The 25,198-nt window shown below is 50.8% G+C and carries 25 protein-coding genes and 1 pseudogene; 12 read left to right on the top strand and 14 right to left on the bottom strand.

From position 1 onward, the window contains the following. Nucleotides 1–180: 180 nt before the first annotated feature. The 3 genes from nifJ to DEO48_RS27045 all read left to right on the top strand — a co-directional run bounded on the left by nifJ (nt 181) and on the right by DEO48_RS27045 (nt 5,477). The gene (nifJ, locus tag DEO48_RS00590; RefSeq protein WP_109843996.1) at nt 181–3,705 is read left to right on the top strand and encodes a pyruvate:ferredoxin (flavodoxin) oxidoreductase; all 3,525 of its coding nucleotides are present in this window, start codon (nt 181–183) and stop codon (nt 3,703–3,705) included. Between the two features lie 388 nt (nt 3,706–4,093). Continuing rightward, nucleotides 4,094–5,203 carry a porin OmpC gene (gene ompC, locus DEO48_RS00585; protein ID WP_109843995.1) on the top strand — a complete coding sequence of 370 codons (1,110 nt, stop codon included), beginning with the start codon at nt 4,094–4,096 and terminating at the stop codon, nt 5,201–5,203. A gap of 148 nt (nt 5,204–5,351) precedes the next feature. Then, on the top strand, nt 5,352–5,477 hold the full coding sequence (locus DEO48_RS27045) for a hypothetical protein (RefSeq protein WP_255319991.1): 126 nt from the start codon (nt 5,352–5,354) through the stop codon (nt 5,475–5,477). Nucleotides 5,478–5,541: 64 nt separating this feature from the next. On the opposite strand, the gene DEO48_RS27040 is transcribed toward DEO48_RS27045, so the two are convergent. From DEO48_RS27040 to DEO48_RS00555, 7 genes are all read right to left on the bottom strand, one after another. Continuing rightward, nucleotides 5,542–5,619 carry a hypothetical protein gene (locus DEO48_RS27040; RefSeq protein WP_223239581.1) on the bottom strand — a complete coding sequence of 26 codons (78 nt, stop codon included), beginning with the start codon at nt 5,617–5,619 and terminating at the stop codon, nt 5,542–5,544. A gap of 68 nt (nt 5,620–5,687) precedes the next feature. Continuing rightward, on the bottom strand, nt 5,688–6,110 hold the full coding sequence (locus DEO48_RS00580; protein WP_023312006.1) for a GFA family protein: 423 nt from the start codon (nt 6,108–6,110) through the stop codon (nt 5,688–5,690). Nucleotides 6,111–6,113: 3 nt separating this feature from the next. Beyond that, nucleotides 6,114–6,311 carry a hypothetical protein gene (locus tag DEO48_RS00575; RefSeq protein WP_023312007.1) on the bottom strand — a complete coding sequence of 66 codons (198 nt, stop codon included), beginning with the start codon at nt 6,309–6,311 and terminating at the stop codon, nt 6,114–6,116. Between the two features lie 90 nt (nt 6,312–6,401). Further along, nucleotides 6,402–7,433, bottom strand: a complete 1,032-nt coding sequence (locus DEO48_RS00570) for a methyltransferase (RefSeq protein WP_109843994.1) — start codon at nt 7,431–7,433, stop codon at nt 6,402–6,404. 261 nt (nt 7,434–7,694) lie between these two features. Then, nucleotides 7,695–8,144 (bottom strand): hypothetical protein, encoded by a 450-nt coding sequence (locus tag DEO48_RS00565; protein WP_023312009.1) that lies wholly within the window; start codon nt 8,142–8,144, stop codon nt 7,695–7,697. Between the two features lie 143 nt (nt 8,145–8,287). Continuing rightward, on the bottom strand, nt 8,288–8,632 hold the full coding sequence (locus DEO48_RS00560; RefSeq protein WP_045355858.1) for a DUF1294 domain-containing protein: 345 nt from the start codon (nt 8,630–8,632) through the stop codon (nt 8,288–8,290). Between the two features lie 497 nt (nt 8,633–9,129). Next, on the bottom strand, nt 9,130–10,653 hold the full coding sequence (locus DEO48_RS00555; RefSeq protein WP_109843993.1) for a cyclic diguanylate phosphodiesterase: 1,524 nt from the start codon (nt 10,651–10,653) through the stop codon (nt 9,130–9,132). A gap of 787 nt (nt 10,654–11,440) precedes the next feature. Here DEO48_RS00555 and DEO48_RS00550 point away from each other — a divergent pair. Beyond that, entirely contained in the window at nt 11,441–11,659 is a 219-nt protein-coding gene (locus DEO48_RS00550) for a cold shock domain-containing protein (protein ID WP_109843992.1), read from the top strand. A gap of 186 nt (nt 11,660–11,845) precedes the next feature. On the opposite strand, the gene DEO48_RS26905 is transcribed toward DEO48_RS00550, so the two are convergent. Then, nucleotides 11,846–12,010 carry a YnfU family zinc-binding protein gene (locus tag DEO48_RS26905; RefSeq protein ID WP_216786936.1) on the bottom strand — a complete coding sequence of 55 codons (165 nt, stop codon included), beginning with the start codon at nt 12,008–12,010 and terminating at the stop codon, nt 11,846–11,848. A 96-nt stretch (nt 12,011–12,106) separates the two neighbouring features. Here DEO48_RS26905 and DEO48_RS00545 point away from each other — a divergent pair, with 96 nt between their 5' ends. Both DEO48_RS00545 and DEO48_RS27360 read left to right on the top strand, forming a co-directional pair. Next, on the top strand, nt 12,107–12,334 hold the full coding sequence (locus tag DEO48_RS00545; RefSeq protein ID WP_109843991.1) for a hypothetical protein: 228 nt from the start codon (nt 12,107–12,109) through the stop codon (nt 12,332–12,334). A 266-nt stretch (nt 12,335–12,600) separates the two neighbouring features. After that, the gene (locus DEO48_RS27360) at nt 12,601–12,747 is read left to right on the top strand and encodes a YnaM/YnfT family protein (protein WP_375232158.1); all 147 of its coding nucleotides are present in this window, start codon (nt 12,601–12,603) and stop codon (nt 12,745–12,747) included. Between the two features lie 16 nt (nt 12,748–12,763). Here the strand turns inward: DEO48_RS27360 and DEO48_RS00540 are convergent, their stop codons facing one another. Continuing rightward, the gene (locus DEO48_RS00540; protein WP_109843990.1) at nt 12,764–13,084 is read right to left on the bottom strand and encodes a cupin domain-containing protein; all 321 of its coding nucleotides are present in this window, start codon (nt 13,082–13,084) and stop codon (nt 12,764–12,766) included. Nucleotides 13,085–13,225: 141 nt separating this feature from the next. On the opposite strand from DEO48_RS00540, the pseudogene DEO48_RS27355 reads away from it, so the two are divergent. Then, nucleotides 13,226–13,294, top strand: a pseudogene (locus tag DEO48_RS27355) (hypothetical protein); the annotation flags it as partial. Nucleotides 13,295–13,329: 35 nt separating this feature from the next. After that, nucleotides 13,330–14,265 (top strand): tRNA 2-thiocytidine(32) synthetase TtcA, encoded by a 936-nt coding sequence (ttcA, locus tag DEO48_RS00535; RefSeq protein ID WP_023312015.1) that lies wholly within the window; start codon nt 13,330–13,332, stop codon nt 14,263–14,265. 42 nt (nt 14,266–14,307) lie between these two features. Here ttcA and dbpA read toward each other — a convergent pair whose 3' ends face one another. The 4 genes from dbpA to DEO48_RS00515 form a co-directional block, all read right to left on the bottom strand. Next, on the bottom strand, nt 14,308–15,681 hold the full coding sequence (gene dbpA, locus DEO48_RS00530) for an ATP-dependent RNA helicase DbpA (RefSeq protein WP_109843989.1): 1,374 nt from the start codon (nt 15,679–15,681) through the stop codon (nt 14,308–14,310). A gap of 27 nt (nt 15,682–15,708) precedes the next feature. Next, nucleotides 15,709–15,882, bottom strand: coding sequence for a hypothetical protein (locus DEO48_RS27325; protein WP_305089335.1), 174 nt, complete (start codon nt 15,880–15,882; stop codon nt 15,709–15,711). Nucleotides 15,883–16,164: 282 nt separating this feature from the next. After that, nucleotides 16,165–17,148 carry a zinc transporter ZntB gene (gene zntB / locus DEO48_RS00520; RefSeq protein ID WP_109843988.1) on the bottom strand — a complete coding sequence of 328 codons (984 nt, stop codon included), beginning with the start codon at nt 17,146–17,148 and terminating at the stop codon, nt 16,165–16,167. Nucleotides 17,149–17,301: 153 nt separating this feature from the next. Further along, nucleotides 17,302–18,444, bottom strand: coding sequence for a methyl-accepting chemotaxis protein (locus tag DEO48_RS00515; protein WP_059346848.1), 1,143 nt, complete (start codon nt 18,442–18,444; stop codon nt 17,302–17,304). Nucleotides 18,445–18,900: 456 nt separating this feature from the next. On the opposite strand from DEO48_RS00515, the gene DEO48_RS00510 reads away from it, so the two are divergent. The 4 genes from DEO48_RS00510 to DEO48_RS00495 all read left to right on the top strand — a co-directional run bounded on the left by DEO48_RS00510 (nt 18,901) and on the right by DEO48_RS00495 (nt 23,351). After that, nucleotides 18,901–21,030: a bifunctional diguanylate cyclase/phosphodiesterase gene (locus tag DEO48_RS00510; protein ID WP_109843987.1), complete on the top strand. Its 2,130-nt coding sequence runs from the start codon at nt 18,901–18,903 to the stop codon at nt 21,028–21,030. A gap of 92 nt (nt 21,031–21,122) precedes the next feature. Then, complete coding sequence (locus DEO48_RS00505; RefSeq protein WP_109843986.1) at nt 21,123–22,355, top strand: sensor domain-containing diguanylate cyclase; 1,233 nt, start codon at nt 21,123–21,125, stop codon at nt 22,353–22,355. After that, complete coding sequence (locus DEO48_RS27350; RefSeq protein ID WP_109843985.1) at nt 22,352–22,570, top strand: Ecr family regulatory small membrane protein; 219 nt, start codon at nt 22,352–22,354, stop codon at nt 22,568–22,570. Before DEO48_RS00505 ends, DEO48_RS27350 begins: the two co-directional genes overlap by 4 nt. Before the next feature lie 217 nt (nt 22,571–22,787). Then, nucleotides 22,788–23,351: a DJ-1/PfpI family protein gene (locus DEO48_RS00495; RefSeq protein ID WP_033145709.1), complete on the top strand. Its 564-nt coding sequence runs from the start codon at nt 22,788–22,790 to the stop codon at nt 23,349–23,351. A 90-nt stretch (nt 23,352–23,441) separates the two neighbouring features. Here the strand turns inward: DEO48_RS00495 and DEO48_RS00490 are convergent, their stop codons facing one another. Continuing rightward, nucleotides 23,442–25,058 (bottom strand): ABC transporter substrate-binding protein, encoded by a 1,617-nt coding sequence (locus tag DEO48_RS00490; RefSeq protein WP_109843984.1) that lies wholly within the window; start codon nt 25,056–25,058, stop codon nt 23,442–23,444. Nucleotides 25,059–25,198 lie beyond the last annotated feature (140 nt).

Here is a 25,198-nt window from a genome sequence, read left to right as displayed (position 1 = left end):
GAAACAATTTCTCGCAATTTTTTCGCCAAAAGTTTGATCTACTCATTGATGGCAGGAATACCAAGGACACAAAAGCGAAAATCGTAAAATCCCTCGTTTGCTAGAATACACAGATAATATTCAGGGTTTGTTGCCGTAATACAGACCCCTATTTTTTGCGCAATGTAAGGGTGTTGTCATATGCAAACTATTGACGGTAATGGTGCAGTTGCCTCAGTCGCGTTTCGCACCAGTGAAGTTATCGCCATCTACCCGATTACGCCAAGTTCTACCATGGCCGAGCAGGCGGATGCCTGGGCGGGTAACGGGTTAAAAAACGTCTGGGGCGATGTCCCGAGAGTGGTTGAGATGCAGTCCGAAGCCGGTGCGATTGCCACGGTACACGGCGCCCTTCAGACCGGCGCGCTTTCCACGTCGTTTACCTCTTCACAGGGATTGCTGTTAATGATCCCTACGCTTTACAAACTCGCCGGTCAGCTGACCCCCTTCGTTCTGCACGTTGCCGCGCGTACCGTTGCCACCCACGCGCTCTCTATCTTTGGCGATCACTCTGACGTGATGGCCGTGCGCCAGACCGGCTGCGCGATGCTGTGCGCCAGCAGCGTTCAGGAAGCCCAGGACTTTGCCTTAATTTCGCATATCGCCACGCTCAAAAGCCGCGTGCCGTTTATTCACTTCTTTGATGGTTTCCGCACCTCTCACGAAATCAACAAAATCGTCCCGCTGGCCGACGACACTATCCTGAATCTGTTGCCGCAGGCGGAAATCGACGCGCATCGCGCCCGGGCGCTTAATCCTGAACACCCGGTTATTCGCGGGACATCGGCGAACCCGGATACCTATTTCCAGTCCCGCGAGGCCACGAACCCCTGGTACAACGCGGTTTACGATCATGTTGAACAGGCAATGAATGACTTTGCCGCCGCAACCGGCCGAGAGTACAAACCGTTTGAGTACTACGGACATCCGCAGGCGGAACGGGTGATTGTGCTGATGGGGTCAGCCATTGGTACCTGTGAAGAGGTGGTTGACGAGCTGCTGACGCGCGGCGAAAAAGTTGGCGTGCTTAAGGTGCGTCTCTATCGTCCGTTCTCGGCCAAACATCTGCTTTCGGCTCTCCCTGAAAGCGCCCGCGCTGTGGCGGTGCTCGATCGTACCAAAGAGCCTGGCGCGCAGGCGGAACCCCTCTATCTGGATGTGATGACCGCCCTGGCAGAAGCCTTTAATCAGGGCGAACGTGAAACGCTGCCGCGCGTAATCGGGGGTCGCTATGGTTTGTCCTCCAAAGAGTTTGGGCCGGACTGCGTGCTGGCGGTATTCAACGAGTTAAGCGAAGCGAAACCCAAACCGCGCTTTACCGTCGGCATTTATGATGATGTGACTAACCTGTCCCTGTCGCTGCCGGAAAATACCCTGCCCCCGACCGCCAAACTTGAGGCGCTGTTCTATGGCCTGGGCAGCGACGGCAGCGTCTCCGCGACCAAAAACAACATCAAAATCATCGGCAACTCAACGCCATGGTACGCCCAGGGGTACTTCGTTTACGACTCCAAAAAAGCAGGCGGCTTGACCGTTTCTCACCTGCGCGTGAGCGAACAGCCCATCCGCTCCGCGTATCTTATTTCTCAGGCTGATTTTGTTGGCTGTCACCAGCTGCAGTTTATTGATAAATACCAGATGGCCGAGCGCCTGAAGCCCGGCGGCATTTTCCTCCTGAATACGCCGTACGGCGCGGACGAAGTCTGGGGGCGCCTGCCGCAGGAAGTTCAGGCGGTGCTGAACCAGAAAAAAGCCCGTTTCTACGTGGTCAACGCCGCAAAAATTGCCCGCGAATGTGGACTGGCTGCGCGTATTAATACCGTTATGCAGATGGCCTTCTTCCATCTGACCAATATTCTGCCGGGCGACAGCGCGCTGGTGGAGCTGCAGGGTGCGATTGCCAAAAGCTACAGCAGCAAAGGCCAGGAGCTGGTCGAGCGAAACTGGCAGGCGCTGGCGCTGGCGCGCGAATTGCTGTTTGAGGTACCGCTGCAGCCGGTGAATGCCACAAGCCCGAACCGCCCTCCGGTGGTGTCCGATGCGGCGCCCGATTTCGTGAAGACCGTGACGGCGGCGATGCTGGCCGGCCTGGGCGATGCCCTGCCCGTCTCTGCGCTACCGCCGGATGGCACCTGGCCGATGGGCACCACGCGCTGGGAAAAACGTAACATTGCCGAAGCGATCCCTATCTGGAAAGAAGAGCTGTGTACCCAGTGCAACCACTGCGTTGCGGCCTGCCCGCACTCTGCTATTCGAGCCAAAGTGGTTTCACCGGAAGAGATGGAAGCCGCGCCTGCCAGCCTGCATTCGCTGGATGTGAAATCTCGCGATATGCGCGGACAGAAATACGTTCTGCAGGTCGCGCCGGAAGATTGCACCGGCTGTAACCTGTGCGTCGAGGTCTGTCCGGCGAAAGACAGGCAGGATCCGGAGATCAAAGCCATCAATATGATGTCGCGTCTGGAGCACGTTGAAGAGGAGAAGGTCAATTATGACTTCTTCCTGAATCTGCCGGAAATCGATCGCAGCAAACTGGAACGTATTGATATTCGTACCTCACAGCTGATTACGCCGCTGTTTGAGTACTCTGGCGCCTGCTCCGGCTGCGGTGAGACGCCGTATATCAAGCTGCTTACCCAGCTGTACGGTGACCGGATGCTGATTGCCAACGCAACCGGCTGTTCATCCATCTACGGGGGCAATTTGCCTTCTACGCCGTACACCACTGACGCGAATGGGCGCGGTCCGGCGTGGGCAAATTCGCTGTTCGAGGACAACGCCGAATTCGGCCTGGGCTTCCGCCTGACCGTCGACCAGCACCGCGCGCGCGTGATGCGCCTGCTGGAACAGTTTGCCGGGCAGATCCCCGCTGAGCTCAATGACGCGCTTCACGCGGACGCGACGCCAGAAGAACGCCGTGAGCAGGTTGCCGAGCTGCGCCGCGCGCTGCAGGGCGTGACGGGGGCTGAACAGCTGCTGACCGACGCTGACGCCCTGGTCGAAAAATCAATCTGGCTGATTGGCGGCGACGGCTGGGCTTACGATATCGGCTTTGGCGGGCTGGATCACGTGTTGAGCCTGACCGAAAACGTCAACATCCTGGTTCTGGATACGCAGTGTTATTCCAACACCGGTGGTCAGGCATCGAAAGCTACGCCGTTAGGCGCGGTAACGAAATTCGGCGAACACGGCAAACGCAAGGCGCGCAAAGATCTCGGTGTAAGCATGATGATGTATGGTCATGTTTACGTCGCGCAAATTTCGCTGGGTGCCCAGCTTAACCAGACGGTAAAAGCGATTCAGGAAGCGGAAGCGTATCCTGGCCCATCGCTGATCATTGCATATAGCCCTTGCGAAGAGCATGGCTACGATCTGGCGCTCAGCCACGACCAGATGCGTCAGCTGACAGCGACCGGCTTCTGGCCGCTCTACCGGTTCGACCCGCGTCGTGCTGACGAGGGTAAATTACCGCTGGCGCTGGATTCGCGTCCGCCTTCGGACGCACTGGCCGAGACGTTAATGCAGGAACAGCGCTTCCGTCGCCTTAACGCCCAGCAGCCAGAAGTGGCCGGGCAGCTCTGGAAAGATGCCGCTGCTGACCTGCAAAAACGCTATGACTTCCTGGCGCAGATGGCGGGTAAAGCCGAAAAACCGACCAGCGACTAGTTCCCCTGCCCGGCTTGTCCGGGCATTTTTTTGCCATAAAAAAAGCCCGGCGTATTAACACCGGGCGAATCCAGATAATCAGTGAATATCTATTTAGTTTCCTTAATAGCATTCACGTTAATTATGGATGAATCATCTTACAGGCATATAACGCCGGCTAGATTAGCTTAATTAACGCCTGATTAATAATTCCAATTTAATATAGTTACTTTTAAATCATTCATCAAACCAATGACCATTTCCGCCGATTTATTCGGTTTAGATTTTACTTAGTTCGTAACAATTATATTTTATTACTCTTACACGGGAGTGATTTAGCATGAGACAACTTTCTCATTCTGAAAGTTCAACAGGTAATTGAATAAAAAAACTGCAAAGGAATATCACAATGCAAAGAAAAGTACTGGCCCTGATGATTCCGGCTCTGTTAATGGCTGGCGCAACTCATGCAGCAGAGATTTATAATAAAGACGGTAACAAATTAGATCTGTACGGAAAAGTAGATGGTCTGCACTATTTCTCCGACGATAAAGGTGCTGACGGCGATCAAACCTACCTGCGTCTGGGTTTCAAGGGTGAAACACAGATCAACGATATGATGACCGGCTACGCGCAGTGGGAATACAACATTCAGGCTAATAATACTGAAGGGTCTGATAATCAGTCCTGGACGCGTCTGGCCTTCGCTGGTGTAAAGGTGGGTGACTACGGCTCCTTCGATTACGGTCGTAACTACGGTGTGCTGTACGACGTGGAAGGCTGGACCGATATGCTGCCTGAGTTCGGTGGCGACTCCTACACCAAAGCCGACAACTTTATGACCAGCCGCGCCAACGGCGTGGCAACCTACCGTAACACCGACTTCTATGGTCTGGTGCAGGGCCTGAACTTTGCGCTGCAGTATCAGGGCAAAAATGAAGATGCCAGCAACAACCAGGAAGGCACCAACAACGGTCGCGACACGCGTCACGAGAACGGTGATGGCTTTGGTATCTCTACCACCTATGACTTCGGCATGGGGATTACTGCAGGGGCCGCGTATACCTCTTCTGACCGCACCAACGAGCAGGTCATGAATACCACTGCGGGTGGAGACAAGGCGGATGCCTGGACGGCGGGCCTGAAGTATGACGCCAATAACATCTATCTGGCGGCAATGTATTCTGAAACCCGCAATATGACACCGTATGGTGATAATACCGACGCCGTGGCGAACAAAACCCAGAACTTCGAAGTGACCGCGCAGTACCAGTTCGACTTCGGCCTGCGTCCGTCCGTTTCCTACCTGCAGTCGAAAGGTAAGGACCTGGGCAACGGCCAGGGTGACCAGGATCTGGTTAAATATGCTGACGTAGGGGTCACCTATTACTTCAATAAAAACATGTCCACCTACGTTGATTACAAAATCAACCTGCTGGATGAAGATGACAGCTTCTACAAAGACAACGGCATCAGCACCGATGATGTTGTAGCGTTAGGCCTGGTTTACCAGTTCTGATGGTCAGAGCCCGCATAATCATGCGGGCTCGCTTATTTTTTGAAGTTCGTCTCAAAAGACAGTTTAAGAAAAGGATTTGTTGAGGGAAAGTTGAAAGAAAGCTGGTTAAACTGCGGTGATAGCCCTTTTATCACTAAGGATAACAACGTTGTTTGGTCGTGTATCCCTTGCCGTACTTACCCTTTTAGCATTGCTGTGGATGGCGTTAATTTTTGATTTTGGTGATATCGTCGGGCATCTCGGCGCGCTGTTAAACCATCTGGATGGCAGTTAACAGGGTTGCCTGGGAAATAAAAAGCCACCAGCAGTGCCGGTGGCGGGTAAACGCGTATGTCGCGTTATTTTTTTACAGGTTGAGGCTTTTTATCACCTGATTCAGGGGCCTCACGCGGATCGTCTTTTTCAACACAGAGCATAGTTTCTCCTGTTTCAGTTACCCACTGCCTACTATAGCCGGAGGAGTAAAAGAGTGGCCAGGCGGCAATCATGCCTGCTCTTCCCCTTTCTCGCGAAAAGAAAGATAACCAAATACCCCACTTTCCCCATCCATGGGATGGTTAACGCCGTCCATCACCTTCACCTCTGGAAAATCAAAAGGTGATACGTTTTCAAAACAGGCGACATTAACGCCATATTCGTTTGGGTTAGAACGCCGCTGATGGAACGTATAAATCCCGCACACCGAGCAGAAGAAATGCCGTGCCGTTCCCGTGTTAAAGCGGTACTCGGTGAGCTTATCTTCACCTTTGGTCACCTTAATGCCTGACAACGGCGCAGAAACGACGACCGCGCCCCGCATACGACAAAAGGAACAGCTGCAGCGCCGGGCGGTGTTCAGCCCATCGGTAAGCTCAACGGTGAACGCCACCGCGCCGCAATGGCACTTCGCATTTCGTCTTTCAGACATGGGCTATACCCCTTTTCTCACCAGCTCGGCAGCCTTAACGAAAACCTCATCTTCTACGCCATCGCCTTTTTGCCTGCCGAGCCTGACCAGTTCATCGACAATGCTGTTGCGATGGATCGGTTTCTGCGCTGAAACCAGCCCAATAACGGCGGCCCCAATCGCCAGCCCCACTAATCCGGTTTGTTCATCTTTGTTTTTCATATTCATGCTCCTGGTACAACAAACAAGCGTAGCAGGAATATGGTAAAACGAAATGCCGGACAGATGCTCTGCGAATGTTATTTAAACAGTTCAGAGAGGTACGACTTCCAGAATCGACAGATACGAACGGGTGTCTATTATTTTGTTCAGCTTCAGATTGGTCTGTTCAAACAAGGCCTGATACTCAGACTCTGTTCGTGCTCGTCCTCCATCAAAGCTTGTTAACAGAAGAAGGTCAATTTCAAATCGTCCCTGTTCATTATTTTCTTTTTTAATAAGCGGTTCAAAAATTAATAAGCGGGAGTTATCTTTCATTGCATTTCTGCAGCACTGAAGTATCTGTACCGCCTTCTCATCAGGCCAGTCCATGAGGATATACTTAAGCAGATAAATGTCCGCTGCAGGACAGGCTTCAAAAAAGCTCCCATTAACGGTTTCCCATCGACGATTATCATTTAACAGGTGCAGTCGATTTCGCTCAAGCACATCTTTTTGATCAAAAAGGATCCCCGTCAGGGTCGGATTTCGACGTAAAACAGCCAGCAATGAGTTACCCAGCCCGCCGGCGATATCGGCAACCACGGCGTTTTGCGGGAACGAATAGCTATCTGCGATGACTTCATTTTCTACGGATGACATAGAGGCCATACCCGCATGAAAAACGTTGCTGTCAGTCATCGTGTCGTCATGCTGCCAGTATTCGTAAAAAGGCTTGCCAAACAAATCATTAAAAACAGGTTTGCCGTACAATATCTCATCCATTTTAGCCGCTGGCTGCCAGAATGTTGGGTCTGTCAGCATGAGCACCGCCGCACGCAAGGAAAATTCATGCTCAGAACAGAGGAATTGCGCTGAATGGCTAAGACTGTATTCAGCTTCAGATAATTCGTTGAAAACGCCACGAGAGGACAATAAGCGCATGATTCGATGAAGATAGTTAACGTCTACATTCAACTCCTTCGCCAGTTGCTTGACGGATTTTTTTCCTTCAACCAGACGATCTGCGACGCCTAATACCGCGACGGCTCGAAGTGCTGCCTGCCAGACAAAACCCATGCTTTGCTCTAACAGGCACATTCCTTCTTTACGGCTTAGTAAATCCAGACTATTACGTTGCGACATTTTCTGCTCCTTACCAGTAAAGATGTGTTGAACAACTAAAACGCCGCTAGCAAGCGTAAGTCTGGTAATGAGCTTTATCCATAACGTCAGAAAGGATTATTTATGCGGTTTTGTACCGTTTAGCATACAGTCCGTTTAAATACGTAAAAAACCAAGGCCACTTACCTTTAATATTTAATAGTAATGCATTACAACTATTAACTTAAAAATGATTGCGTTACATCCTAAAAAAATGCCTGTCGTAATACAGGCATTTCATAGTTAGAATCTCGGTGCCAGTCCATATTTTGGCGTTTTGATATTTGCCGCCCAAATTTTGATATCGTTTTGCAGGAGAATAGTGAAATCAGATCTCAGGTGCATCACCATGCCATTGACGCTTTCCGCGTCCACCACTGAAAAATGTTCAATTCTGTTTTTCCCTATCTGGACACAATTATATTTTGCGGGCAGCACTTTACCGTTCACATTAAGCGGCAGATTATTCTCACCACAGCGGCCTTCAGTAATATAGGATACCAGTAAATTAGCGGATTTTCTCCCAGGCTGGGAGACGCTCACCATGACTGGGAAACCTTCCGATGTCTGTGTCATATCATAAAGGACCGCATTTTTTATATACCAGGTATTATATTCCCGCTCCTGAAAAGCAGACCAGGAAGGCGCAGAAAAGAGCACCAGCACTGCCAGGATAAGTGATTCTATTTTCATGGGATGTTGTCGTCCGTGTTGTTGCACGTATTATTCAGATTGTGCAAAAAACAGCAACCACTTAAGAATAGTCCTACTACTATTGGCAGTGATGAAGGAATGAATTAAAGATATGCCTTACCGTCAACGGTCCCTGCCAACGCTCATAAAAGAGAATAAGAAGAAAAATGATAAACGGCCGCCATCATGGCGATGCTGACGACGACGCTGATGAAAAAGTAGCTTTTGAAGGGCTGCTTTTGGGTTTTATGGCGAAAGAGCTGTTGGCCGACAATGGCACCAGGCCAGCCACCTGTCACGCCAAATACCAGCAATGTCGCTTCCGGAACCCTGCGCATCCCCTTCCGCGCCGCCATTTTATCGGCGCCATACATGACCAACGTCATCACGTTGATCGCCAGAAACCACATGAACAGAGGATGGGTGGTAAGAAGACTGCCGATCGCAGCGAAAATCAGGAGTAAATAACAAAAGCGATTAAGGGTCATAGCACCAGTCACGGGGTGTTTAGCAGTTTTGGATGACGCATTATACGCTAGCTGACGAAAATCTCAGAGTGAGACGGCTATTCTAAAAGCAAACTGCGCCCCGGGCCTTTACTGGTTAACATTTAAACTGCGGTAATAAGTAAGCATTATTTCATTTTGCTTTAGCGGCCAGCATTTTTTTCTTAAAAAATTAACCTGAAACATCTTACGTCGAAAACACAGCGTAAGCGCATTGTTTTAACAAAACAACAAGTATTGCATCCATTAATCTAAAGAGGGGTGCGACAATATTGATTAGAATCAAATTAAACGTTAGGCAGCTAATATTCAAGTTCGCCCATCCTCTTCATATTTTCAAAAACAATGTTGAAAACAATTAATTTGACCATTCGGTCAATGCATAACAAAATATTGCTGTGGTTAAAGCAATAATGGTCTGCATTTTTTGGGGGATGATGTCCCCCCTTTTTATTTTCTCAGAAACAACTAAACAAACATTATTCCACCCTGATCTTAACTTTTGGCTTCGACAAGAGAACTTTGACCAGTTCCTTGAAAGGAAGAGGTTTGTAAAAGAAATACCCCTGTAAAAACCGGATATGATTGCGTGTGAGGTAATCGAGCTGCTCTTCTGTTTCAACGCCTTCCGCCACGATGCTAATTGACAGTTTTTTGGCCAACTCAAGTACCGAATCAAGGATTAGCGTTGAGTCCTCATTCGCGTTAACCCTGGCAACAAAGCTCTGGTCGATTTTAATGTAATCAATATGCAGATCCTGCAGATAGGACAGGCCGGAATAACCCGTACCAAAGTCATCCAGCGCAATGGCAAATCCATTGTTATGTAACTCATTCAATGTATTAACGAGATGTTCATCAATGTCGAGTGGTTCACGCTCCGTCACTTCAACGACAAGGTTAAGATCCTGTTGAGTAAAGCTGCGCTTGTAGTGGAGACACTCTTCAACAAAGGTGGACGCTACGATATGAGAAGCGCTGAAGTTAATCCCTACGTGAAACCCTTCTGGCAGCAATGTCGCAATAGCATTCATGTGTATTGCAACCTGCCTCATTAAGCTCTGAGTCAAAGGAATAATTAAACCGGATTTCTCCGCAAGAGGAATGAAGGACGCGGGAGAAATAAACCCTGATCGAGGATGCTTCCATCTGGCCAACACTTCCACACCCCGTAAGGTTCCCTCTTTGCCGCTCACAACGGGTTGGTAATACGGAATAATTTCATTTCTGTAAATGGCGATGCGCAGTGACTCTTCGGGTGAAACATCCTTAGAAATATAGCGTTGAAGAATATAAGCAGAGAGAGACGATATTATCAGCAGGAATAACACCACGCCTCCGGCTCGATTGAATAATCTCTTAAGGCTAAAAAGAGGTGGAGAGTTAAATTGTACCGAGAAAGGATAACCAGAGGCTTTTACCGTTAATACCTGTTTGTTCGTAAGGTCTGCCGTCGTAACATCCCCTGTCAGACCTAAAAGGGTATTGCCCACTCTCAGTGAATATTCAACGCCATTTAATGGCATATCCAGCGCATCCCGAATATGGCTATCGCTGATGCTAACGATGATTCGGCTTCCGGCGTGAATTGTCTGGTATAAGAGAACCGGAAGACCGTTGACGGTACTGGCCGAAGGGACGAGGAGCAGTGATGACTCAGGCAGGATTGAGCTGTTGACCAACAATACGCGGTTTCCCGGTAACGAGGAGCACCAGACAGCATCATTTTTCAAAATAACGATCGTTCTCAGGTGAGGCTGTAATGCCGCCTCGGTGCCCAGCCGATATTGCCCTTCAGCATCACACTCATTCTCGGCAAGCTGCATTGCCATTTCAGTCGCATGACGAGCTTCTTTAAGAATAACATTCATGTTCCGAACGACGTAGTGCGCCTCTGCCAGGCTATCAGCCCGTGCAGAATACCAGACCTGTAAATTGATGATAAAAACGCCGAGCAAGAACATTGTTGTGGCTGCAGCTACGGGGATAGATGCATGGCGCATTTAGGGTTCTCGATTTAAGTGAAGTAGCCGCTTCAACGATGGTGAAGTGATTGAATTGTTATTGTCTTAAGCATGGTCGATAACGTAATAATTACCATGCCAGGCGTCAGAAATGTTCTTGCCAGCCAGAGTGAGGGGAAACAAAAGGCCGCCGAACGGCAGCCCTGGTGGATAAATGTCTGTTAATATCGCTTTATTGTATTGATCGGGGTTCTTTCTGACCAGTCTGGTCTTTCGCCGGCCATGATTGCACGCTGTTGCGTTGGCGTCACAGACTGGGTTATTTCAGGCATTGACTTGTATTCGGGTTGTTTAGGTGGACTGAGAACCAGATCGGAGCTACAGCCTGACAGCAGGAAAATAGCCAGTAGAAATGAACTAAGCTTGAACACGTTAAACCCTTCCAATGGGATAAAATTTTAAGAAAAAGCGTGGTGCTGAACATACATAGCCTAATCAAAATATATTCACAAGGTCAATGCGCACAACCCTTTTTCCTGCCCCGGACTCGCAGAGGCGAACATCAAGTCGACGACTTTTTATCGAAAATTGACAGCAGATTCAACGTGACCGGAAACGCGCCACGAAAGCCATCCGGAAGGCTAAAATAACGTTTGCTTATCAACTCAGTCCGTGCCTTAATGATTTAGTTGGTTCGATGCAATACCGAATACAATATTTTACCACGCAGTCCTCATAACCAGGCGCTATCGCTGATATCCCCTCCTTTTGAGTCCATACGTTTTAGTCATTTCTTATCATTTAAAAAGTCTTTAAAGGAGTATTTATGTCTTCACGAATTCAAGGTCTGGTTAAGTGGTTTAATGAAGATAAAGGCTTTGGCTTTATCTCTCCCCTTGATGGCAGTAAAGATGTTCTTGTTCGTTTCTCTGCCCTGCAAGGAGAAAGTTTTAATACACTATTTGAAGGTCAGAAAGTCGAATTTGCGATTCTAAGCGGCGATAAAGGCCCTTCTGCTGCAAATGTCATTCTTCTCGATAGATAATATTATCAATGGCTCGTGATTACCAACAAGGTTTTCTGAGTAAACGGGCCCTGGATTATATGACTGTTATTCATATCAACAGCCGACATATTTTCTTAACGAGTGCGCTAACTAATGTGATGAAGTGCAGAACTGGTCCACAAGTAATCTAAACTCTAAGCTAACTCATTTTTCCACTACTTTGATTTATAATCGTTGAGTGGTTTTAAACAAAGCGTGGCAGTACGGGCAGACAAGTTGAGCGCCCTTTTGCACGCGATTAAAGCTATGCTCTGAATCTTTAGAGCAATTTGGGCATGGACATTTGACTAAATGATTTCGACGGGATTGTGTATTTTTACGTCCAGACATAGGCATCTCCTGATTTTACGGACTGCCACCATACACTTTAAAGCTAAAAAATGCTTGCTTTAGTTTTGGAAAGATCTCAAAAACACAGGGTGATTTATGAAGAATGTAATCGTTTTTTTCAATGGGAAACCAGGTAAAGTTGTCACAGTGCAACAAGCAACTACGTCCGTAAGACAAGAATATCCGGACGGTGAAGAAATACACTTTCAGGTTATGTCTGCCGGTTTCCCGTCTTTAACCGGCGATCGCAGCTTTGTCTACGTTGCCTCTGATAGAGAACTCACCTCTCAGAAGATACTTGATGCCGCAAAAATCCATTTGTAATCAGCATTTCCGGCTAGTTCTCTGTACTTCACAAAAGGAAAGATAAAACATCATTAAAATCACCAGTATTTTCAGTGAGCGTTTTTAGGCTTTATCTATTGAATTAAAAAAACAAAAATGCCTTACTATTAAAGCCTGCTAAATGCAGGCTTTTTTTATAAAACCTGCAAATGTAACCCTCTCATCTTTATTTAAACAATACAGACTAAAACTCGACACTTCTTTTCATTAAAATCTGGCTCTTTGCGGGAACTAATGCAAAAGAAATGGGTCAAATGAAGACCCTTGCCAGAAAAGATTATTTTATGACATCTTATATTGTAGTAACCACTGTTGCCGTTGTGATGGGGTTGATAACGTTGAGTCTGATTAAAGTTTGGATTAGCACGTCGAACAATCCTGACAATCTGTGACCTTATCGCAAGCCGCTTAAAGCGAGGCCACTTCCGTTTCTGGTAAATCAATGATAACCAGTGTACCAAAACTGCCTGTTTTTACAGTATGGGGAGTGCCAGCTTTAGCGATATAGAGCTGTCCAGCCGTTACAGAGATTTTTTTACCCTTCACGCCCAGCTCCAGACGTCCATCAATGACCAGTAACCCCTCGTCATACTCATGTACCTCTTCAATCACTGAGCGTTCATCCATTCGTAAAACTTTAAGATTTGCAGTTCCAATGCGGCCCAATACACGAGAGTGCCAGACCTCCGGTAAGGCAAGTACTTCTGTTTTGAGGTCATAAAGCGACATAAAGTCATTCCTTTTTATGTTCATTTAACGCTCTTATGCCATATAAGTTCCCCTCGGTCATATAACAAATATGGAAAACTAACACGAGTAAAATGCTATATGAGGTCCTTAAATCACACCGCACGCTAACGGCGTTGCTGCGCAAGTTATAACCCCGCAGTAAAACGTGCTGGCATTCGCCGCCGGAATCCGTACCATACGCGGCATACAATGTTTGCCCCTGCTGGCTCCGAAGGTAGTACTAAATGCAAGAGAATCAAGAGATTAACAAAAAAGAGCAATACAACCTGAATAAACTGCAAAAGCGACTGCGCCGTAACGTGGGCGAAGCCATTGCAGACTTCAACATGATTGAAGAAGGTGACCGCATCATGGTCTGCCTGTCAGGGGGTAAAGACAGCTATACCATGCTGGAGATCCTGCGTAATCTTCAGCAAAGCGCACCGGTGAAATTTTCCCTGGTGGCGGTCAACCTTGACCAGAAACAGCCGGGCTTCCCGGAGCACATTCTGCCGGAATACCTCGAGAAGCTGGGCGTTGAGTACAAAATCGTCGAAGAAAATACCTACGGCATTGTGAAAGAGAAAATCCCGGAAGGGAAAACCACCTGCTCACTCTGCTCTCGCCTGCGCCGCGGCATTTTGTATCGTACCGCGACGGAGCTGGGCGCGACCAAAATTGCGCTGGGCCATCACCGCGACGATATCCTGCAAACGCTGTTCCTCAACATGTTCTACGGCGGCAAGATGAAAGGCATGCCGCCTAAGCTGATGAGCGATGACGGCAAGCACATTGTGATCCGCCCTCTCGCCTACTGCCGCGAAAAAGACATTGAGCGTTTTTCTCAGGCTAAAGGTTTCCCGATCATTCCATGTAACCTGTGCGGCTCTCAGCCGAACCTGCAGCGTCAGGTAATTGGCGACATGCTGCGCGACTGGGATAAGCGTTATCCGGGTCGTATCGAAACCATGTTCAGCGCGATGCAGAACGTCGTCCCTTCCCATCTCGCGGACGTGGAGCTGTTCGACTTTAAAGGCATCAACCACGAGTCAGAAGTCGTGAACGGCGGGGACCTGGCGTTTGATCGGGAAGATATTCCCATGCAGCCAGCGGGCTGGCAGCCGGAAGAAGATGACAACCAGTTTGAAGAGCTGCGTCTCAACGTGCTTGAAGTGAAGTAAGCGATTAGCGTCTCAGAAACACCGTCTGAGACGCTTCATTCTTTATTTCAGCAGACGTACGCGACAGGTTTTACCCTTAATTTTCCCGTTTTGCAGCTGCTTCCATGCCTTATGGGCAACAGCCTGGCGAACCGCTACGTAGACATGCGCCGGATGGACCGCAATCTTGCCGATATCCGCCCCGTCCAGACCCACATCCCCGGTCAGCGCCCCTAATACGTCACCTGGACGCATCTTGGCTTTTTTACCGCCATCAATGCACAGCGTCGCCATTTCAGCCTCCAGCGGCACTACGCTGGCGCTGGCCGGTGCATTCATCCAGTTCAGCTTAATCTGCAGCATCTCAGACAAAATATTAACGCGCTGCGCCTCTTCCGGTGCGCAGAAGCTGATCGCCAGACCGCTGTTTCCCGCGCGCGCGGTACGACCAATACGGTGCACGTGCACTTCAGGGTCCCACGCCAGCTCGAAGTTCACCACCAGCTCAAGGGATTTAATGTCCAGACCGCGCGCAGCGACGTCGGTTGCGACAAGAACGCGGGCGCTGCCGTTAGCGAAGCGGACCAGCGTCTGATCGCGATCGCGCTGCTCCAGATCGCCATGCAACGACAATGCGCTCTGGCCGGCGGCATTCAGGGCATCACAGACCGACTGACAGTCTTTTTTGGTATTACAGAACACCACGCAGGACGCAGGCTGATGCTGGCTCAGCAATTTCTGCAGAAGCGAAATTTTCCCCTGCTGCGAGGTTTCAAAGAACTGCTGCTCGATAGCGGGCAGCGCATCTACGCTGTCGATTTCAATAGCGAGCGGATTTTTCTGCACGCGCCCGCTGATGGCGGCGATGGCCTCCGGCCAGGTCGCGGAGAACAGCAGCGTCTGACGATCGGCCGGGGCGAAACGGATCACCTCTTCAATTGCATCGCTGAAGCCCATATCAAGCATCCTGTCTGCCTCATCCATCACCAGCGTTTGTAACGCATCCAGCGAGACGGTGCCTTTTTGCAGGTGATCCAGCAGGCGACCGGGCGTTGCGACAATGATGTGCGGCGCATGCTGGAGTGAATCACGCTGCGCGCCGAACGGCTGTCCGCCACAGAGAGTTAAAATCTTGGTGTTGGGCAGGAAACGCGCCAGGCGACGCAGTTCACCCGCGACCTGGTCCGCCAGTTCGCGGGTCGGGCACAGCACCAGAGACTGGGTCTGAAAAAGCGCCGCATCGATATGCTGCAACAGGCCAAGGCCAAATGCCGCCGTTTTCCCGCTGCCCGTTTTTGCCTGCACGCGCACGTCACGGCCCTCAAGGATGGCGGGCAACGCGGCCGCCTGAACAGGCGTCATCGTGAGGTAACCCAACTCGTTGAGGTTATCGAGCTGGGCGGCGGGCAGAACATTCAGGGTAGAAAAAGCGGTCACAGTAGTCTCTCGTGGTCATCTTTGCGGTCAGATGGCGCGTATCCTCGCAGATCTCGCGGTTCGATGCGACAATTTAATCGGTTCTTGATCTGGCGGTGGGTCGGGCATCGGCTGCGGACGCGGGATGGGATCGGGCATTGGCACCGGATCGGTGGGGACGGGATCGGATTGACGCGATTGTTGCAGTAGCAGAGCGTTCAGGATGCTCATCATTCCCTCCAGAATTTGCTGTCGTCCCTTTTAGGGTAGACGCTGAGAATCAGGAGGCAAAAAAAAGCCGACTATGAAGTCGGCGTCGTACGAATCAATTGTGCTATGCAGTAATTCAAAAAAGGAAGTAAGACAATATGGAGCGCAACGCCCATCGCTTGACGTTGCATTCACCTGCGGGAGTAATATTGCACCTTATGGGGTAGATGTTTATTGACTTCGCTCAATTAAAAGAGCGTTTTGATCCCGTTAAAAGCTGAAAAAAGCGTAAATTTACAGCCATTTACTACGATGCAACCACCATGCAACACCACCAATCAAAACAACTAACATCACGCAAAACGCGGTAAAGCCGTAGCGATAAGCGCCACCCGGAATTCCCCCAAGGTTCACGCCAAACAGCCCGGTAAGAAACGTGCTGGGTAAAAACACCATCGCCATCAGGGACATCGTATAGGTTCTTCTCGCCAGAGACTCCTGCATCACCTGCGCGATTTCGTCCGCCATCACCGCCGTTCTGGCAATACAGGAATCAATCTCGTCCAGCCCGCGCCCCAGCCTGTCGGCAATATCCTGCATTCTGCGTCGCTGATCGTCATTCATCCACGCGAGCCTTTCGCTGGCAAGACGCGCATACACGTCGCGCTGCGGCGTCATGTAGCGGCGCATCACAATCAACTGCTTACGCAATAAGGCCAGAAAACCGCGGGGCGGGATCTGCTGATCGAGCAGGTTATCTTCCAGGTCGATGATTTTGTCGTGCAGTTCTTCAATAAATTCACTCGCATGATCGGTCAGGGCGTCACAGACGTCGACCAGCCAGCTGCCGCAGTCGACCGGCCCGGTGCCCTCTTTCAGATCGTTGACGATGTCATCCAGCGCCAGAACTTTTCGCTGCCGGGTCGACACAATGAGCCCGTCGTCCATGTAGACACGCATCGCAACCAGCTGATCCGGGCGTTCATCCGTGCTGCCATTAATGCAGCGCAGGGTGATCAGCGTCCCGTCCCCCATTCGGCTCACGCGGGGCCGCAGGCTTTCACCCGCCAGCGCATCGCGCACGTTATTGGGCAACAGCGGAGTCGAGGCCAGCCAGTCAGCGCTGTCCGGGTGGGTGTAGTTCAGATGTAGCCAGCAGGGATGCGCACTATCGATCGTATCATTATCTTCCAGCGGTCGCGCACCGCCACGACCATCCAGCACCCACGCAAAAACTGCGTCTGGAACGTTAAGTTCAGATCCTTTAATGCTTTCCACAGCGCCTCCACCTTTTTAGCTCTTCGGTGTCAGTCTAGCTTTCATCAGGGGTTAAGCAACAACTATGTATCCCATCGCGCTGAAATTGCTCATGAATTGTACATACCAGGCAGAGGCGTAAAAAAGCCTGGCATGCCAGGCTTTGAGGTGCTGTCAGAGAGAGTGCTCTGGCCGCTGCAGGAAAGATGGCGAGCCGCCAGGTGATGAGGACAAGGATGACTGATCGAGCCTGAAATTACGCGTTCGGGTCTGCAGCTCAATCACCTGATTACGCAATACATCAGACGAACCGTTGAGTTCCTCTGCCATTGCCACGTTACTTTGCGTAACCCGCTCCAGCTCCGATAGCGCCAGGGTAATCTGAGAAATGCCTTTCTCCTGCTCTGAGGTTGACGCGGAAATATCGTCCATTAAGCGGCTGACATTCCCCGAACCCGTCACGATTTCATGCATATTTTTCTCTGCCTGTGACACAACGCTGGCTCCCTGCGTGACGTTACTGCTGGTGACTTCAATCAGCGTTTTGATATTCTTTGCGGCTTCCGCGCTACGGTGTGCCAGGTTTCTTACCTCTTCCGCGACGACAGAAAACCCCTTTCCATGATCGCCCGCCCTTGCCGCCTCAACGGCCGCGTTGAGCGCCAGGATATTCGTCTGGAACGCAATGCCGTCAATCAACGAAATGATCTCCGTCATCTGCTGCGCGCATTCGGTAATGGACTGCATATTGCTGGCGACCTGCCCCATGAGCTCACCGCCCTTGCGCGCCTGTAACGTCGCCACATTTGCCTGCTCGCTCGCCAGGCGGGTGTTATCGGCATTGTTTTTGGTGCTCGCTGCCATTTGCTCCATACTGGCTGCGGTTTGCACCAAAGACGCAGACTGCTGCTCGGTTTTCACCGATAGCTGAGCGCTACGTGCCGAGAGTTGGTCCGATAAGGTCATAGCAGTTTGCGATGATGCCCTGATCTCCCGCACCAGCGTCGCAATATTACCGGAAAGGCTGTTTATGCCGGGGATGAGTCGGCCCGCACAGTTATTGCCAAATTCAGGGATAGATACGCCAAGGTTACCTGCGGTCACCTCCTCAATACTTCTCTTCACCGTATTGATCGGCGTCACAAGATACTTCGTCATATAGACCCAGAGCAAAAATAGCGCAACGAAATTGATGACATTAAGCGAAATAAAGAGAGACGTATTGCTGGAAAATAGAACAACGACACCCGCACTTACCAAAAAAAGAGAGAAAAGGAACCCGATAATAAAGGTCCTGACACTAATATTTTTTAGCATGATAATACCCACGTTTTATATTTTGGTCGGCACTTAGACTTATAGCATTGGCCCGGAAGTTTTTCATCGCAAACAACGCTTGTTTTTTGTTTCGCCGTTAGCATCCTGAGATTTGTCTTAAGTCAGATAAAAAAAGCGTATTAGTGAAAATGTTTTGCTCAGCATGCTGTGATACTGGTTTCCCGCCATCTTAAGCGATAGTATCGCCCGCGGTAAGACGATACGATCGCCTTCCTATTTAAGGAGCTTTGCTACTGTTATTCGTTCTTGTTTAGCAATGCTTAATATATTAACAAGAGAATATATTTTATATTCTTAATAAGTTTTAGAGTATTAATATGACTGGTCATTTTTCACGATAAATAACTAATATGGTTTGAATGCGCATGTTCGTTGTCCGATAAAGATGTACCCGGCAGGCGAAATCGGTAACCCTCTCAGGCGTGGGACTGCATAATGCTCAATATATCGTGGGACCCTGTGTTAATCGCTATCTCTTATCTGGTGGCGTTTATCGCCTCCTTTGTGGCGCTGGACAGCGCCGGAAAGATCCCCCTCTCCAGCCGAAAGGCTGCCCTCTTCTGGCGTATTGCCGGTGGGGTCACGCTGGGCATTGGCATTTGGTCGATGCACTTTATCGGCATGCTGTCGATGCAAATGCCCATGATGATGAGCTACGACCTCTGGTTAACCCTTGCGTCACTGGGCGTCGCGGTGGTTGCATCGGCCACGGCACTTAATATTGCCGTGGCGGGCAAAAAACTTTCTATCTTTCGACTCCTCTTTGCCACGGCGATCCTGAGCGCTGGCGTGGTGTCGATGCACTACATCGGTATGGCTGCCCTGAAGCTGGATGGCAGCATCGTCTGGGATCGCCGCATTGTGGCGTTGTCCGTGGTCATTGCCGTTGTTGCCTCCGGTACGGCGCTGTGGCTGGCTTTTCGTCTGCGGGATAAACGCAAAGGCGTTTTTATCGATCGCATTATCGCGGCTTTCGTCATGGCTGCCGCGATTTGTGCGATGCACTATACCGGCATGAGTGCCGCGCAGTTTCAGGAAATGGCGCATACCCTCCCCGGTGGGATCGGCGAGCTGGGGTTATCCATCTGGGTTTCAGTCACCACGCTCTGCCTGCTCGGGGTGATGTTAATCATCTCACTTATCGATTCCCACCGGCGCACCAGCCGGCTGACGGATAATCTGCATCAGCTCAACCGCCAGCTTGAGCTACAGGCGCGGTTTGACGCGCTCACCGGGCTCGCAAACCGCCACCAGATGGATCTCCGCATGCAGGATTGTCTGCGCAGCGCGCTGCTGAGCAAAAAGCCCTTTGCGGTTATTTTCCTGAACGTCGATCACTTCAAACGCGTTAACGATACGTGGGGTCACAGCGTCGGTGATGAGCTATTGATCACGGTCGCGCAGCGCATCACGGCCCGGCTCACGCGAGAGATGACCCTGGCAAGGCTGGGAGGCGACGCCTTTATCCTGCTGGTGCCAGAATGTGACGACGACAGGCTCAACGCCCTGATCACCGCGCTGCTCGAAGACGTGCGACGCCCTCTGTCTGTATGTGGGCACACGCTAAGCACAACGATCAGCGCGGGCGTCAGCCTCTATCCTCAGGATGGCGAAACGCTGCACGAGCTGAAGCTCAAGGCGGATGCAGCCCTACATCGCGTCAAAGAAGAGGGCCGCAACGGCTGGGCGATTTACCGGGCCGAGATGTCAACGGCGATCCCGGCGAAACCCGGTTTCCTGCAGGAGCTTTCTCAGGCGCTTGAGCGCGATCAGTTTGAGCTGTGGTACCAGCCAACCTGGCATGCGGGAGATAAAACCATTCACGGTTTTGAAGCCCTTCTGCGCTGGCGGCATCCTGAGCAAGGGGTTGTACTGCCCAATCTGTTTATCCCCTCCCTGGAGCAAACGGGTTTAATTATTCCGGTAGGTAACTGGGCCATTGAAGCAGCATGCCGACAGCTTCATTTCTGGACTGAGCAAGGTTTCAGCCAGTGGACGCTGTCGCTCAACCTATCCCCCATCCAGTTTGAACAGCCGGATATTTTCCAGATCATCTCGTCGATGCTGGAAAAATATAGCCTGTCTCCGTCCCGCCTGATCCTTGAGGTAACGGAAAGCACCGCGCTTAAAAATCTGGACCGCAGCATTGAGTTGCTCAATGCGTTTAATCACGCGGGGATCGTTGTCTCGATTGATGATTTTGGTACAGGCTATTCCAACCTTCTGATGCTGAGCGTGCTTCCGGCAAAAGAGCTCAAGATCGACAGAAGCTTTGTCACGTCGATGCTGGAAAATGAAAAAAGCTACAAGCTGGTTGAAACCATTATCAGCATCGCCCGGACCATGGAGATGAATGTGGTGGCAGAAGGGATCGAGACGGAAGAACAGCAGGCGGTTCTCACCCGACTCGGCTGCGATTACCTGCAGGGTTACCTTTTCTCCCGCCCCTTACCTGCCGAACAGGTACCCTGGCTACTGCTGCAGATAAACTCAGAAAAACAGATTATACCCATTAATAAAATTCAAACGGACCCCGCATTTATTTCTCAAAAAAATCATGCCTGACGGGGTTAAGTGGAGTATGTTTCAAAGGAGTACACGCGAGTCAATTCTGTCATGAATGTCAGGCACATGTTGTCGATGAACAGGAAACGCCTATGTCGCAACCTTGTTTTGATGCGTTGAATGTAATTAAAACACCCGTGTGGCTCGTTTCACCCGTGTCGGAAAAGATCATTTTTGCAAATGTGGCCGCAACGCAGATCATGGGGGATAAAACGCTCGATGACCTGCGCAAAGGGATCTACTCTGCCAGTGCGCAAACCGTCCTGTCGATGTATGTATCTGAACTGAAAACAGAGCAAGAGATTGTCGAAATCTGGACAACGAGCCGGGATGGACAGGATACGCCATTAAGCTGTCGCCTCTCGCTTGCCCACTACGCGCCCTGGGGAGATGTGATTGTTTTCCAGGGCATCGCCCAACAAATACTCTCAGGATTGAAGGCCACCCGTTCCGCCACCTACCGGCGGAAAAAACAGGGTTTTTATGCGCGCTTTTTTCTGACCAACAGCGCCCCGATGCTGTTAATCGATCCGGCCCGCGACGGCCAAATCGTCGATGCGAATCTGGCCGCGCTCAATTTTTATGGTTATTCACATGATGACATGTGCAGTAAGCATACCTGGGAAATCAATACGCTGGGGCGAGATGTGATGCCCATTATGACTGCGATTGCCGCGCTGCCCGGTGGTCATAAGCCGCTCAATTTTGTTCACCGCCTTGCCGATGGCTCCACCCGCCACGTTCAGACGTATGCCGGGCCCATTGAGATCTACGGTGACAAGCTGATGCTGTGCATCATCCACGATATCACCGAGCAAAAAAGGCTGGAGCAGGAGCTGGAACATGCGGCGTTACGTGACTCCATGACGGGGTTACTCAACCGGCGCCAGTTCTACGCGATTACCGATCAAAGCAACCTGAATACACTTCCCGCGCAGCAGCAATTTAGCCTGCTGCTGGTGGATACCGACCATTTCAAAAACATTAATGACCTGTTCGGCCATCTGAAAGGCGATGAGGTGCTTATCGCCCTTTCCCGGATGCTGGAAGCCTGTAGTCGGGAGGGCGATATGGTCTTCCGCTGGGGTGGCGAAGAGTTCGTTATCCTGCTGCCCCGCACCTCTCTCGATACCGCGATGCAGATTGCCGAGTCAGTCCGCGCAGCCGTTGCCCGCATTACGATTCCGGGCCTGCCGCGGTTTACCGTCAGCATCGGCGTGGCGCGGCACAATCAGGGAGAGAGTATTGACGAGCTGTTTAAGCGTGTGGACGATGCGCTGTATCGCGCTAAAAATGACGGACGCAATAAAGTGCTTGCGGCATGAAACTGGAGTATCCGGAAAAGCCCCGCTACAATGCCCACCTCGAATCAATTAGCTTCAGGTGGGTAAAAGCCGCAATGGGAAAAACAGAAATAATACTCACCTTAATTATTTTACTCCTTATTATATTGGGCTTCTGGTTTATTTTTAGCGGTGAGATCTGGCATCTCGTCGAATTTCTTGAAAATAGCCTTTACCCGACCTTTGACGCACCGTAACGCACGTTTAATCGATTGTTTCACCTACCGAATATGTCAGGTATCTGCTTCCCTTACAGCCGCGTAAAATACGCGGCGTTATCCTCCAACAACGTTGATAACGAATCACTTATTCATTTGCTTATGTTGCCCGTGCTCTGACGGGCTTTTTTATTTCCGGCAATTCAGCCACGCCAGGCTATATCTTAATCATCTTTATTGATAGAGGTGAGGAAAGATGAGCAAGAAGATCCTGATGCTGGTTGGCGATTACGCCGAAGATTACGAAACCATGGTGCCTTTTCAGGCTTTGCAAATGATTGGTCATCAGGTGGATGCGGTCTGCCCCGACAAACCGAAAGGCGACTACATTATGACGGCAATCCATGACTTTGACGGCGCCCAGACCTACAGCGAAAAGCCCGGTCACCGCTTTACCCTCAACGCCGATTTTTCAGCCGTAAAGGAGCAGGACTACGACGCGCTGCTAATCCCCGGCGGGAGAGCCCCCGAGTATCTGCGGTTAAATGAAGACGTCTTAAAGCTGGTACAGGCATTTGACGCCGCGCGTAAGCCGATTGCCGCAGTGTGCCACGGCCCACAGCTGCTTGCTGCCGCGGGGATCCTGAAAGGACGAACCTGTAGCGCCTACCCGGCCTGCGCGCCTGAGGTCCGTCTCAGCGGCGGACACTACGCCGCTATCGGCATCGATCAGGCCCATGTAGACGGTAACCTGGTGACGGCTCCCGCCTGGCCCGCGCATCCGCAGTGGCTGGCGAAGTTTAATGCGCTATTAGAATAACAGAGACCCGGCATTGGGCCACGCATAGCGGATGAAACCGTACCGCGTATTGCAGACCTGGCGCATTCCCGCGCCAGGTCTCATAAAACATCAGTGCTTCTCAATAAACATCGTCCGGCTATACGCCACGTCTTCCGGGTTATTAATAGGGTAGCCTTTCACCCAGGGCTTAATCAGACGACCATTGGTGTACTGGTAAATTGGCGCGATAGGCGCTTTCTCCATGAGGATTTTCTCCGCCATGTTGTAGTCCGTATTACGCGCTTTCGCCGTGGTTTCCAGCGTTGCCTGGTGGATAATTTTATCGTAGGCCGGGTCGTTGAAACGCGAGATATTACCGCTGTGGGTTGAGGTCAGCAGAGACAGGAAGGTCGACGGCTCGTTGTAATCGCCTATCCATGACGCGCGGATCACATCAAAATTGCCGGTATTACGGCTGTCGATATAGGTTTTCCACTCCTGGTTTTGCAGTTTGACGTCCACACCGAGATTTTTCTTCCACATGGACGCCACCGCAATGGCGATTTTCTGGTGGTTTTCCGAGGTGTTATACAACAGTGTCAACTTCAGCGGACGCTGAGGACCGTAACCTGCGGCCTGGAGCAACGTTTTCGCCTGAGCGTTCAGCTCCTGCTGGGACATCTGCTCGAACGGTGAAGGCTCTGGGGTGAAACCCGCCGTCACGTCAGGGGTGAAATGCCAGGCCGGCTTCTCGCCTGTACCTAATACCTTTTCTGCCATAATGCGGCGATCGATAGTCATGCTCAGCGCAAGACGAACCCGGGCATCGGCCGTCGGGCCCTTTTGCGTGTTAAACGCGTAGTAATAGGTTCCGAGCTGAGGCGGCGTATACACCTGTCCCGGAATGTCCTTCAGGAGCTTCTGATACATGTTTTTCGGGAACGATTCGGTGATATCAATATCCCCCGCCAGATAGCGCTTAGTGGCGGACGATTCCTGATTAATCGGAATGAAGGTCACTTTTTGCAGGACAGTTTTCGCGTTGTCCCAGTAGTGCGTATTCGGCACGACAACCAGTTTTTCATTCACCACGCGGTCGTTCAGGACGTACGCACCGTTGCCCACCAGGGCGCCCGGACGCGTCCACTCTTTCCCGCTTTCAACGTTCGCTTTTTGCACCGGATAGAAGGCGAAGTTCGCCGTCAGGTTGCTAAACCACGGGAGCGGTTTGTCCAGCTGGACGCGTAAGGTTCTGGCATCCACCGCCGTCACGCCCAGGGTGTCAGGCGCCGCTTTGCCATCGATAATGGCCTGCGCGTTGTTGATGCCTGCCAGCGCCGCAAACCAGGCAAACGGAGACGTGGTTTTCGGGTCAACCAGACGCTGCCAGCTGTAGACAAAATCCTGCGCGGTGACGGGCATACCGTCTGACCATTTCGCGTTATCGCGCAGGGTAAACGTCCAGATACGGTTATCGTTGCTCTGCCAGCGCGTCGCCACGCCCGGGGTCAGCTCCCCTTTCTCGTTCTGATTCACCAGCCCTTCGAAAAGATCGCGAATCACCTGAATCTCGGGTAATCCCACCGCTTTTGCCGGGTCGAGCGAAGCCGGCTCGTCTTTAATATGCCTGACCAGCTCCTGTTTTTGCGCCAGTACCGTGCCCTGGGGCACATCAGCAGCGTACGAGAGTGTAGAGAGTCCGCACAGGTACAGTGCAGCGCAGAGACGCGAAACAGGATGCTTCATATGATCCCCTTTAATAAATTCAGGTAACAAGCAGATGCGTAATTATTTGTTTCGAAACAGAGAAATGCAAATACCTTACGCCTGAATAGTGATTTAAGGCAATTCTCAACCGTTACGGAAACTATTTGATTAACAGCGAG

Source organism: Enterobacter sp. CGMCC 5087 (assembly GCF_003144775.1).
In the GTDB taxonomy this organism is placed as follows: domain Bacteria; phylum Pseudomonadota; class Gammaproteobacteria; order Enterobacterales; family Enterobacteriaceae; genus Enterobacter; species Enterobacter cloacae_M.
Note: the sequence above shows the minus strand (reverse complement) of the source record. Positions and strands in the feature narration are given on the sequence as shown.

What these genes read in the sequence shown, in the direction of transcription:
- DEO48_RS00575 (WP_023312007.1), bottom strand. Translation starts at nt 6,311, where the DNA reads ATGAAAAACAAAGATGAACAAACCGGATTAGTGGGGCTGGCGATTGGG.
- DEO48_RS00555 (WP_109843993.1), bottom strand. Translation starts at nt 10,653, where the DNA reads ATGCGCCATGCATCTATCCCCGTAGCTGCAGCCACAACAATGTTCTTG.
- DEO48_RS00570 (WP_109843994.1), bottom strand. Translation starts at nt 7,433, where the DNA reads ATGTCGCAACGTAATAGTCTGGATTTACTAAGCCGTAAAGAAGGAATG.
- DEO48_RS27350 (WP_109843985.1), top strand. Translation starts at nt 22,352, where the DNA reads ATGAAACTGGAGTATCCGGAAAAGCCCCGCTACAATGCCCACCTCGAA.
- DEO48_RS00515 (WP_059346848.1), bottom strand. Translation starts at nt 18,444, where the DNA reads ATGCTAAAAAATATTAGTGTCAGGACCTTTATTATCGGGTTCCTTTTC.
- DEO48_RS00550 (WP_109843992.1), top strand. Translation starts at nt 11,441, where the DNA reads ATGTCTTCACGAATTCAAGGTCTGGTTAAGTGGTTTAATGAAGATAAA.
- DEO48_RS00580 (WP_023312006.1), bottom strand. Translation starts at nt 6,110, where the DNA reads ATGTCTGAAAGACGAAATGCGAAGTGCCATTGCGGCGCGGTGGCGTTC.
- DEO48_RS00505 (WP_109843986.1), top strand. Translation starts at nt 21,123, where the DNA reads ATGTCGCAACCTTGTTTTGATGCGTTGAATGTAATTAAAACACCCGTG.
- DEO48_RS00560 (WP_045355858.1), bottom strand. Translation starts at nt 8,632, where the DNA reads ATGACCCTTAATCGCTTTTGTTATTTACTCCTGATTTTCGCTGCGATC.
- DEO48_RS00565 (WP_023312009.1), bottom strand. Translation starts at nt 8,144, where the DNA reads ATGAAAATAGAATCACTTATCCTGGCAGTGCTGGTGCTCTTTTCTGCG.
- DEO48_RS27360 (WP_375232158.1), top strand. Translation starts at nt 12,601, where the DNA reads ATGGGTCAAATGAAGACCCTTGCCAGAAAAGATTATTTTATGACATCT.
- ttcA (WP_023312015.1), top strand. Translation starts at nt 13,330, where the DNA reads ATGCAAGAGAATCAAGAGATTAACAAAAAAGAGCAATACAACCTGAAT.
- DEO48_RS26905 (WP_216786936.1), bottom strand. Translation starts at nt 12,010, where the DNA reads ATGTCTGGACGTAAAAATACACAATCCCGTCGAAATCATTTAGTCAAA.
- DEO48_RS27040 (WP_223239581.1), bottom strand. Translation starts at nt 5,619, where the DNA reads ATGCTCTGTGTTGAAAAAGACGATCCGCGTGAGGCCCCTGAATCAGGT.
- DEO48_RS00545 (WP_109843991.1), top strand. Translation starts at nt 12,107, where the DNA reads ATGAAGAATGTAATCGTTTTTTTCAATGGGAAACCAGGTAAAGTTGTC.
- DEO48_RS00540 (WP_109843990.1), bottom strand. Translation starts at nt 13,084, where the DNA reads ATGTCGCTTTATGACCTCAAAACAGAAGTACTTGCCTTACCGGAGGTC.
- DEO48_RS00510 (WP_109843987.1), top strand. Translation starts at nt 18,901, where the DNA reads ATGCTCAATATATCGTGGGACCCTGTGTTAATCGCTATCTCTTATCTG.
- nifJ (WP_109843996.1), top strand. Translation starts at nt 181, where the DNA reads ATGCAAACTATTGACGGTAATGGTGCAGTTGCCTCAGTCGCGTTTCGC.
- DEO48_RS00490 (WP_109843984.1), bottom strand. Translation starts at nt 25,058, where the DNA reads ATGAAGCATCCTGTTTCGCGTCTCTGCGCTGCACTGTACCTGTGCGGA.
- DEO48_RS00495 (WP_033145709.1), top strand. Translation starts at nt 22,788, where the DNA reads ATGAGCAAGAAGATCCTGATGCTGGTTGGCGATTACGCCGAAGATTAC.
- ompC (WP_109843995.1), top strand. Translation starts at nt 4,094, where the DNA reads ATGCAAAGAAAAGTACTGGCCCTGATGATTCCGGCTCTGTTAATGGCT.